Annotated in this window: 11 protein-coding genes and 1 pseudogene; 5 read left to right on the top strand and 7 right to left on the bottom strand. The window is 58.1% G+C overall.

The window, feature by feature from the left end; all coding sequences use genetic code 11:
* The 7 genes and pseudogenes from QZ540_RS07230 to QZ540_RS07260 form a co-directional block, all read right to left on the bottom strand.
* A pseudogene (locus QZ540_RS07230) lies at positions 1–242 on the bottom strand (SAM-dependent methyltransferase); the annotation flags it as partial.
* Positions 243–903: 661 nt separating this feature from the next.
* Positions 904–1,209, bottom strand: a complete 306-nt coding sequence (locus tag QZ540_RS07235; RefSeq protein ID WP_294628795.1) for a hypothetical protein — start codon at positions 1,207–1,209, stop codon at positions 904–906.
* 241 nt (positions 1,210–1,450) lie between these two features.
* A complete protein-coding gene (gene rplI / locus QZ540_RS07240) occupies positions 1,451–1,903 on the bottom strand; it encodes a 50S ribosomal protein L9 (protein WP_005504050.1) in 453 nt (150 codons plus the stop codon).
* Between the two features lie 20 nt (positions 1,904–1,923).
* Positions 1,924–2,160, bottom strand: coding sequence for a 30S ribosomal protein S18 (gene rpsR, locus QZ540_RS07245; RefSeq protein ID WP_004005948.1), 237 nt, complete (start codon positions 2,158–2,160; stop codon positions 1,924–1,926).
* Positions 2,161–2,243: 83 nt separating this feature from the next.
* A complete protein-coding gene (locus tag QZ540_RS07250; RefSeq protein WP_294628797.1) occupies positions 2,244–2,876 on the bottom strand; it encodes a single-stranded DNA-binding protein in 633 nt (210 codons plus the stop codon).
* A gap of 95 nt (positions 2,877–2,971) precedes the next feature.
* Positions 2,972–3,277 carry a 30S ribosomal protein S6 gene (rpsF, locus tag QZ540_RS07255; protein WP_070687853.1) on the bottom strand — a complete coding sequence of 102 codons (306 nt, stop codon included), beginning with the start codon at positions 3,275–3,277 and terminating at the stop codon, positions 2,972–2,974.
* A gap of 191 nt (positions 3,278–3,468) precedes the next feature.
* Entirely contained in the window at positions 3,469–4,893 is a 1,425-nt protein-coding gene (locus tag QZ540_RS07260) for a CCA tRNA nucleotidyltransferase (RefSeq protein WP_294628800.1), read from the bottom strand.
* Positions 4,894–5,022: 129 nt separating this feature from the next.
* Between QZ540_RS07260 and QZ540_RS07265 the strand changes: the two genes are divergently transcribed.
* The 5 genes from QZ540_RS07265 to trxA all read left to right on the top strand — a co-directional run bounded on the left by QZ540_RS07265 (position 5,023) and on the right by trxA (position 10,304).
* Positions 5,023–5,526: an NUDIX hydrolase gene (locus QZ540_RS07265; protein WP_005504058.1), complete on the top strand. Its 504-nt coding sequence runs from the start codon at positions 5,023–5,025 to the stop codon at positions 5,524–5,526.
* 65 nt (positions 5,527–5,591) lie between these two features.
* On the top strand, positions 5,592–7,256 hold the full coding sequence (gene murJ, locus QZ540_RS07270; protein WP_294628802.1) for a murein biosynthesis integral membrane protein MurJ: 1,665 nt from the start codon (positions 5,592–5,594) through the stop codon (positions 7,254–7,256).
* A 197-nt stretch (positions 7,257–7,453) separates the two neighbouring features.
* Positions 7,454–8,644, top strand: coding sequence for a serine/threonine protein kinase (locus QZ540_RS07275; protein ID WP_294628804.1), 1,191 nt, complete (start codon positions 7,454–7,456; stop codon positions 8,642–8,644).
* Positions 8,645–8,889: 245 nt separating this feature from the next.
* On the top strand, positions 8,890–9,924 hold the full coding sequence (trxB, locus tag QZ540_RS07280; protein WP_049332218.1) for a thioredoxin-disulfide reductase: 1,035 nt from the start codon (positions 8,890–8,892) through the stop codon (positions 9,922–9,924).
* A gap of 53 nt (positions 9,925–9,977) precedes the next feature.
* Positions 9,978–10,304: a thioredoxin gene (gene trxA / locus QZ540_RS07285; protein ID WP_070648664.1), complete on the top strand. Its 327-nt coding sequence runs from the start codon at positions 9,978–9,980 to the stop codon at positions 10,302–10,304.
* The last annotated feature ends 4 nt before the right edge of the window (positions 10,305–10,308 follow it).

Raw genomic sequence — 10,308 nt, forward strand, 5'->3', positions numbered from 1 at the left:
TCAAGATCCACACCGGTGTAGCTCTTGGGGGAACGCTTCACAATCTCCAGGGCGGTAATACCCAGGCCGGGCGCAAACTCCACGACGTCAATGTCGCCGCCCAGGGCACGAGCCAGCAGCCAGTTGGTGGTCTCGCGGCCGCCGGGGCGCAGAACCTTCTTGCCCAGCTGGGCGAGCAACCAGTGGCCCGCAGCCTTTTCAGCGGGGCGGTCGGTACCGGGAACGGAAGGGGTCTTAGACACGGGAGACAACTCCTCAATACTTGTATTTAATATGCAAAATTTATCTTCCCTAATTCTAGACCCGCCACCCACAAGAAAGGAAATATGACGTTATGTAGAAGTATAGTTGCCCTTTATTACGGTGCACCACGGTTACAGCATGCCCTAACGCTATCCCGGTCACCACCACGGCAAAGCTCAGAGGTTAAACAGAAACTGGAGCTGGACCTCTCGATCCAACCCCAGTCTCATCACACACACATACATACGAAAATCAGAGCCACTTCCGCAAGGAAAGTCCAACTTTCTGATGGTCCTCTCGAACCATCTATATAAAGTATTACGCGTAAACCTTTATTCCCTGTAGGTTAAAGCTGTAAGAAAGCTGGGAATAGATTTTTCCTCAGAATCGAGGCGCAGCACCCCGGATTTCACACGGAAACTATATGCCGCATTAAAAGAAGAAAGGCAAGGCGCTTTTGCCTTGCCATCCTTCTTTCGCTAGCGGGCGACCCCGCTACACGAAACACACACATTCACATCGCAGTCCTCTCGAACCAACACTTATAGTAAACACCCCCAACCTTATGGGAGGATTGAATTTAGCTGGAAACAAGCTGGGAGAAGACCAACAGAAGCCTGAGAGCTTTGATATTGTGCAGTTTGCGAGCCTCAAACCAGGCTAATAAGCCGCCATATACAGGCCCAGCAGTACCAGCGGATTAGCGACTACAGAAATAACCGCCAAGCAAATATTAGCCACGCGGTACTGACGGAACTTCACCAGACCCACCAGCGCACACACCAGGGCAATGCTGGAGGCAAGGCCACCTACTATCAACAGCAACAGAAAAATAATGGTGGCGATATTAGCATCCGCAAACGGGATAACCGCTAGAGCACACAGCAACAAAGTAATGCACTCCAGAACCACACCCGTGAGCAGAAGCTGAGCACTAGAAGACAAACGTGAAAAAGATCGAGCCATGTCTACCAGTCTACGGGGTCAATTGGCCTACCTCGCAGTCGCAACCGTTCCAACCACCAATCCTTCTGCCGCCCAACTCCTATTCTCAACCTCCCAAAAACAATGTTTCACGTGAAACATGCACCGGAGCGGGCACAGCTACGGGTACAACAAACGGGGTGCCCCTCACGAAGAGGGACACCCCGTCCAATACTCAACACCGAAGCTTCAAAGCATCAGCGTCAAATATCTAAAAATCTACTTACGCAGCAGCAACGACGTCCAGGACAACATTAGCAACAACGTCAGCGTGCAGGCGGACAGTCACCTTGTACTCACCGGTGCGCTTGATAGCGGAACCCAGGTGGATGGTGCGCTTGTCAACGGAGCCAATGCCAGCAGCCTCAATAGCCTCAGCAATAGCCTCAGCCTTGACGGTACCGAACAGGCGGCCGTCAGCGCCAGCCTTGTGTGCAACGACAACCGGCTTAGCAGCCAGGGACGCAGCAATTGCCTGAGCCTCTTCCAGAGAAGCCTTGGCGCGAGCCGCACGAGCGGCGCGGATGGACTCAACCTGCTTCTCGCCACCCTGGGTCCAGGTCACGGCGAAGCCGCGGGGCAGCAGGTAGTTACGTGCGTAACCGTCCTTAACGGTGACAACATCGCCAGCTGCACCGAGGCCGGAAACTTCCTGAGTCAGAATGATCTTAGCCATGTTACTGTCTCTCCTTCTCTTTAGCGGCCAGCGCCGGAGTAGGGCAGCAGTGCAACTTCGCGGGCGTTCTTAATAGCCTGAGCGATCTTGCGCTGCTCCTGAACGGTCACGCCAGTCACGCGGCGAGCGCGGATCTTGCCGCGGTCGGAGATGAACTTGCGCAGAAGTGCGACGTCCTTGTAGTCGATAACGGTGACGTCAGCAGCCTTGAGGGGGTTCTGCTTGGGTTTGGGCTTACGGATTTCAGCCTTAGCCATCGTGGTGCTCCTTAGAGTTGGGAGCCCGCGGCGGATAACCGCGGGATGGATTGATAAATTACTATTCGGAAAACGAAACCGGCTTAGAACGGAGGTTCGTCGTCGGCGCCGCTACCCCAGTCATAGTTACCACCAGACTGAGAACTCCACGGATCAGCAGCAGGAGCTGCGGGGGCCGCCGGAGCAGCCGGAGCGGAGTAGCCAGACTGGCCAGAGTAACCATTACCCTGGGGAGCAGCAAAATTGTTCTGCTGAGGAGCGGAGAAACCGCCCTGAGCAGCAGCGTTGTACCCAGCGCCACCGCCAAAGCCACCCTGCGCACCGCCACCGAAGTTATTACCTCCGGCAGAACGCTGTGCGCGAGTCACCTGAGCAGTAGCAAAACGCAGAGTCGGGCCGATCTCCTCGACCTCAAGCTCAAACGAAGTACGACGCTCGCCTTCCTTGGTCTCGTACGAGCGAGACTTCAGACGGCCCTGCGCGATAACCTGAGTACCCTTCTTCAGGGTCTCTGCAACATTCTCAGCGTAACCACGCCACACCGACGCACGCAGGAACAGGGTCTCCCCGTCCTCCCACTGGTTCGTCTGGCGGTTAAAAGTACGCGGAGTCGATGCGATCGTGAAATTAGCAACCGCCGCACCCGCAGGGGTGTAACGAAGCTCCGGATCGCCAGTCAGATTACCAATAACGGTAATAACGGTATCGCCTGCCATTTGATGCCTCCTCGATAAGAGTTACAAGTATGTTGAATCCAGTACAGCGCAACCCCCTGACATTTTTAGGGGGTCAGCCGACCGGCAAGAAACAACTACTTGCTGGAGATCTTCTGATCCTCCGGGCGGATGATCTTGGTACGCATGACGGACTCGTTCAGGTTCAGAACACGATCGAGCTCAGCTGCGGTCTCGGGGGTAGAGGTGAAGTTCACCACTGCGTAGATACCCTCAGACTTCTTCTGGATCTCGTATGCCAGGCGACGACGGCCCCAGATATCGACGTTGTCGATGGAACCACCCTCGTTGGTCACGATCTCGAGGAACTTGGACAGCGACGGCTCAACCGCACGGTCCTCAACCTCGGGGCTGAGGATAACCATCAGTTCATATGCACGCATGATTAAACCCCTCCTTTGGGCTAAACGGCTATGGGATTTCCATAGCAGGAGATTCATTGTGCTCTACACGTGAAGCACACCGGGTGGGGAACACGCATAGATTTCTTAACAATACACGAGAAAAAGCAGATAGAACAGTACCGCACCGCGTGACCTCAACCATGCGATGCGGTACCGAAAAACCGCAGAAGCTACGCCCTCTGACGCTGCTCCCACCACTGCAAAAGACGAGCCTTCGCCTCCTCCTCAGGAAGCGAACCCTCATCCAGACGCAGGTTCAACAAGAACTTATACGCCTCACCCACCACCGGGCCCGGCGCAATACCAAGAATCTGCATAATCTGGCCGCCATCCAGGTCCGGGCGGATCGCATCCAGCTCCTCCTGAGCAGCCAACTCAGCAATACGACGCTCCAAATCGTCATACGCCTCAGCCAGCGAGCGCGACAGACGACGATTACGAGTCGTCACATCAGAACGCGACACACGATGCAGACGCTCCAACTGATCCCCCGCATCACGCACATAACGGCGCACCGCAGAATCAGTCCAACCCGACTCACGGTAACCATAAAAACGCATATGCAGCTCCACCAGGCGAGCCACAGCCTTAATCGTGTCATTATCAAAACGCAGCGCACGCATACGCTTCTTCACCATCTTCGCGCCCACCACCTCATGGTGCAGGAACGAGACAGAGCCGTCCTTCTCAAACTTACGAGTCTTCGGCTTACCAATATCGTGCATCAACGCCGCAAAACGCAGAATAAAATCAGGAGCCGGGCACGGACCGTCCTCGCCCGTCTCCTTCTCCATCGCCTGCTCCATCACCTTCAACGAATGCGCATACACATCCTTATGGTGATGCGCCGGATCCATCTCCATACGCAACGCAGGAAGCTCCGGCAACACATAATCCGCCAGACCCGTATCCACCAGCAGGTTCAAACCCACCCGCGGATAATCCGCCTCAATCAGCTTCACCAGCTCATCACGCACACGCTCAGCCGAAATAATCTCAATACGGCCAGCCATCTCGCGCATCGCCTCGAAAACCTCCGGGGCAACCTCAAGATTAAAACGCGCAGCAAAACGAGCCGCACGCATCATACGCAGCGGATCCTCAGAAAAAGACTCCTGCGGCGAGCGCGGAGTACGCAAAACACCCGCACGCAAATCCTCAACGCCGCCAAACAAGTCAACAACCTCACCACTCGGCAACGCCGCCGCCATCGCATTAATCGTGAAATCACGGCGCACCAGGTCGGCACTCAGGTCCGTACCGAACTCAACCGTCGGCTTACGCGAATCCGAAACATACACCTCAGCACGGTACGTGGTCACCTCATACACCACGCCATTCTTACGCGCACTAATCGTGCCGTACTCCTTGCCGATATCCCACGTATGCTCACCCCAACCACGCAGAATCTGCTCGCTCTGCTCCGGAGTAGCATCCGTCGTCAAATCAAAATCGGTGAAATGGCCGCCATCATCCAGCAGATTGTCGCGGACAATACCGCCCACCAAGTACAGCTCAAAACCCGCCGCACGGTACAGTTCTCCCAGCTCGGCGGCATCCGGGTACTTCGACACAACATCAATAAACAGCGACATAATCCTTTAATCGTGCCAGAAAAACCATCAGCACGCCCACCCCACCCCCACAACACCCACACCAAAGAGACAGCTATCTCACCCAAAACCGAGACACACAAACCCTCACATATCGGTTAAGGTAGAACCATGAGCATTCCCGTACCCCGCGCACCCAAAACGCGCTTCACCGCGCCCGCGCGAGCGGTACCCGCCCCCGAAGAAGTCTCCGCAGGCGGACTCATCATCGACTTCGACCGACCCGAACAACTACCCGTAGCCATCATCGCCCGCATCAACCGCAACGGACAACGCGAATGGTGCCTACCCAAAGGCCACATCGAACACGGCGAAACCACCGTCGAAGCCGCACAACGCGAAATCAGCGAAGAAACCGGAATCACCGGCTACCCCGTAGCCTCCCTCGGCACCATCGCCTACTGGTTCACCTCCAACGGCACGCGCATCCACAAAACCGTGCACCACTACCTCTTCGCAGCAACCGGCGGCGAACTCAGCATCGACAACGACCCCGACCACGAAGCAATCGACGTCGCATGGGTCCCCCTCGAAGAGCTCCCCACCCGCCTCTCATTCGCCAACGAGCAACACATCGCCCGCAGCGCGCGCGAATACATCACCACCCAGCTCTAAACACCCGTTAAATAGAGCCCCAAAACTAAAAGAAGCAATCACCCGCCGACACAGGAGAGACATACGTGGCACGTAACGACGCCCGCTCAAGCGCAATCATGGCAGCAGGCACCCTCGTCTCGCGCATCCTCGGATTCGTCAAGACCATCCTGCTCACCGTAGCCATCGGCTCACTCTCAACCGTCGGCGACGTCTTCGAAACCGCCAACACCCTACCCAACCTCATCTACGTGCTTGTTGCGGGCGGCGTTTTTAATGCGGTCCTCGTACCCCAAATCATCAAGGCTGCCAAAGCACAAGACGGCGGCGCACGATACATCTCCAAACTCGTCACCCTCACCGTCACCGCAATCGGCCTCATCACCATCATCACCGTCGCCTGCGCCTGGCCCATCATCAGCATCATGGGCTCAGGATGGAGCCCCGAACAACGACAGCTCGGCTTCATCTTCTCCCTCTGGTGCCTACCCCAAATCTTCTTCTACGGCCTCTACACCGTCATCGGACAGGTCCTCAACGCCAAAGACGCATTCGGTGCCTACATGTGGTCGCCCGTACTCAACAACGTCATCACCATCCTGTCGCTATTCCTCTTCATCTTCCTCTTCGGCGCACAGACCCCCAACCCCCACCCGATTCACACCGTAGCAACCTGGACCAACGCCCAGACCCTCGTGCTGGCTGGCTCCTCCACCTTCGGCGTCATCATGCAGGCACTCGTCCTGTTCATCCCCCTACGCAAGCTCGGCCTGCGCCTCAAGCCCGACTTCGCATGGCGCGGCATCGGCCTGCGCGCAGCCTCCAAGCTCGCCGCCTGGACCCTCGCCTCCGGCATCATCTCCAACCTCGCGTTCCTCTACATGACCAAGGTTGCCGCCGGCATCGTCGGCCAGCGCGAACACTACGCCGCCCTGGGCATCCAGATTCCGGGTCTGCAGGCGCTCAACTACGCCTCCATGCTGTACATGCTCCCGCACGGCGTCATCGGCATCTCCATCGCCACCGTGCTCTTCAACCGCATGAGCGCATCCGCCATCGCAGACGACAGCGACAGCGTCATCTACGCGCTCTCGCACGGCCTGCGCAACGCAGCGGTCGCTACCGTCTTCTGCATGGTCGCGCTCATGGTGCTCGCAGGCCCCATCGCCGTACTCTTCAGCGGCGGCGACCCCATCGCAGCAACCATCATCGCCAAGCTCATCGTCATCACCGCGCTCGGCACCCCCACCCTCACCATCAACTACCTCTACAGCCGCGTACTCTACGCCCGCGAAGACGCACGCACCCCCTTCCGCATCCAGGTGTACTCCGCCATCATCATGGTCATCATGAGCTTCGCAGCATCCCTGCTCGACGCCCAGTACACCGTGTACCTGCTCGCGTTCATCTACCCGGTGCACAACATCCTGATCCTGTTCATCAGCCACCACATGGTCCGCCGCCGCCTCGGCTACTACGGCCAGCGAGGCATCATCAGCACCTACGCCCGCACCACCCTCGCATCCCTCTTCGCCGGCGGCATCGCAGCCATCGCGCTCTGGCTGCTCGGCGGCTACCAGCTCGACGGATTCGCATGGGCATCCAAGATCACCGCCATCATCACCCTCGCCGTATGCGGCACCGTCATGGGCCTCGCATACCTCGCAGGCGTGCAGATCTTCCGCGTCAAGGAAGCCAACGCGCTACTGGCACCCCTCACCTCCAAACTTGAGCGTTTTGCCCGCCGCTAAAGCAACGCACAACGCACAAACCGGGTAGCCCTCGCCTGTGCCTTCTACACCCCACACCGGGGCCCACAGAAGGCGCAGGCAGCCACCCGAACGCCACAAACTATCACTCAGCCCCAGCATCCTTCAATGCCGGGTAGAATCTAATAGTCAGGGCCCGCCACACGGCAGGCACTATGAAACCACCTCGGGAGAACACGTTGTCGCAACAGATTCCGGTCGGATCGGTCCTCGGAGGCCGCTACGAGATCACCGCACACATCATCATTACGGCTGAATCCGACATGGTGCTTGAAGGCACCGACCAGATTCTCAACCGTAAGGTCTCGGTCGTCGTCGCATCGCCCAGCCGCAGCGCACTGCTGGAAGCAAACTCCCGCGCGCTCGCAACCAACGCACGCGGCAACATCCAGATCCTTGACCTGGGCATCACCCCCGAAGGTAGCCGCTACCTCGTCACCTCCCACACCCGCCCCGACACCCTGCTGGACACCCTGCTGGTCGAAAACCACGCACTCTCCAACGCAGAAGACGCACTGGGCACCGAAATCTTCGGCGACTCCGAAAGCGGCAGCTCCCCCAACACTTACGAGAAGGTCTCCTCCTCCACCGCCAGCCAGGAGAGCATCACCGCAGCCAAGAACTGGAACGCATCCGACGGCGCAGCCGTCACCGCGTACTCCGAACCCACCAGCATCTACGAAGATGATGAGGACGAAGAAGACGGTAGCCGCGGCACCTGGGCAGTTGCCCTGGCAGCCGTCCTGCTACTTGTCATCGTTGCAGGCGGTATCCTCACCTCCCTGGGCGCTATCGGCTCCAACCAGGCAGCAGGCCCCCACACCCCCAAGTCTTCTATCTCGGCATCCGAATCGGCTGCGGCAAGCGCCAGCGCATCGGCATCCCCGACCGCTAAGGCATCGAACGCGCCGGCTAAGATTGCGTCCGTGGCTCGCTTCGCACCCTCGGACCCCACGTTCATGAACGACATGGACACCCTCATCCCCAACCTGACCGACGGTAACGCCAACACCGCATGGATCAGCTACGGCTTCGGCACCGCCAACTACGCCGGCACCATCAAGGAATTCGGCCTGGCACTGAAGCTGCAGACCCCCACCGTCGTCTCCAAGCTGACCATCCAGCAGACCACCGGCACCGGCGGCTCCTTCACCGTCTACACCAACAGCTCCGCATCGCTGAGCGGCGCGGTTGAGGTCGGCAAGGGCACCTTCGAAGGCAAGGACGCGGTCGTCACCCTGGACACCTCCAAGCAGAGCGCAGAAAAGGGCGCCTACGTGATCATCGTGGTCAACGAGCTGCCCCGCCTCTCCCTGCCCATTGGAAACTGGAGTTACGGTCTGCGCATCAACGAAATCAAGGTGGACTAATCAACCTATAACGTGACGCCAACAGGGCGCTCGCACCCCAAACACAAGGGCGGGGCTTCTGAACTCAACGGTTCGGAAGCCCCGCCCTTTTGATGTCCATTTATGACTCTTTATGGCAGGGCCGCTACTCAAAGATTCACAGTGCGCGGAGTATCTGGATAAGGGTCCCCAAAAAATGGAATAATCGAGGATAAAGCCCTGTTATAGGGGCAGAACGAAAGACCTACAACGGAAAGATATATCTGATGACTGAGAATCTGGGAGGCCTCTTCGGAGGCTCCGCCCTAGGCAATCTGAACCTCGCATCCGCACCCGCCACCAAAGCCGCACCGGCAGCCGAGGTTGAGGCCGACGCAACCGTCCACAACGTCATTATTGTGGGCTCCGGCCCCGCCGGCTACACCGCAGCAATCTATGCGGCACGCGCCGAGCTGAAGCCCGTCCTCTTCGCCAGCTCCCTGGCACCCGGCGGCTCCCTCATGAACACCACCGAGGTGGAGAACTTCCCCGGATTCATTCAGGGCATCCAGGGCCCCGAGCTGATGGAGAACATCGGTCAGCAGGCTGAGCGTTTCGGTGCAGACATCCGCTACCAGGACGTAGAAAAGGTCGAACTCACCGGCGACGTGAAGAAGGTCTACACCGCAGACGGCGCCGTTCACCTGGCGAAGACCGTCATCATGACCACCGGTTCTCAGGTCCGTAAGCTCAACATCGAGGGCGAAGACCGACTCTCCGGTTATGGCGTCTCCTGGTGCGCGACCTGCGATGGCTTCTTCTTCAAGGACAAGGAAATTGCCGTGGTCGGTGGCGGCGACTCCGCGCTGGAGGAGGCGCTGTTCCTGACGACCTTCGCATCCAAGGTGTACCTGGTGCACCGCCGCGACTCTTTCCGTGCTTCGGAAATCATGCAGACCCGCGTGTTCAACAACCCGAAGATTGAGGTTGTCTGGGACTCGGCTGTCACCGCCGTTCACGGCGAGAGCAACCTCGAGTCAATCACCCTGACCAACACCAAGGACGGTTCTGAGCGCCAGCTGGCTGTTCAGGGTCTGTTCATCGCTATTGGCTCCGATCCTCGCGTGGAACTGGTGCGCGATCAGCTGGAGATTACCGAGAACCACACCATCGCGGTTCAGGGTCGTTCCTCGAAGACTTCCGTTCCCGGCGTTTTCGCTGCAGGTGACGTGATTGACCCGACCTACCGCCAGGCAATTATTGCTGCAGGTTCCGGTGCTGTTGCCGCCCTGGACGCGCAGCACTACCTCGAAAACCTCTAAACTATTCGTATTACTCGCAGGGGAATCCGCCCCGTGCCAGAAAGGAGCACTCCGTGAGCAGTGCACAGCAGGCAACTGATGCCACTTTTGACGAACTGGTTCTGAAGAACGATAAGCCCGTTATCGTGGATTTCTGGGCTGAATGGTGCGGCCCCTGCCGCATGGTTGGCCCTGTAATTGACGAGATCGCCGGCGAGTACGCTGGTCGCGTCGACGTGGTCAAGGTGGATGTTGAGGCAAGTGGCGATACCGCCATGAAGTACGGCATTACCTCTATCCCCGCTATCTACCTTTTCAAGGGTGGCGAGGTCGTCAAGAAGACCGTAGGCGCCAAGACCAAGTCCGCTCTGCTGGCTGAGTTCTCCGAGCACCTGGGCTAATCTT

It is taken from the genome of uncultured Rothia sp., from assembly GCF_916049665.1.
In the GTDB taxonomy this organism is placed as follows: domain Bacteria; phylum Actinomycetota; class Actinomycetes; order Actinomycetales; family Micrococcaceae; genus Rothia.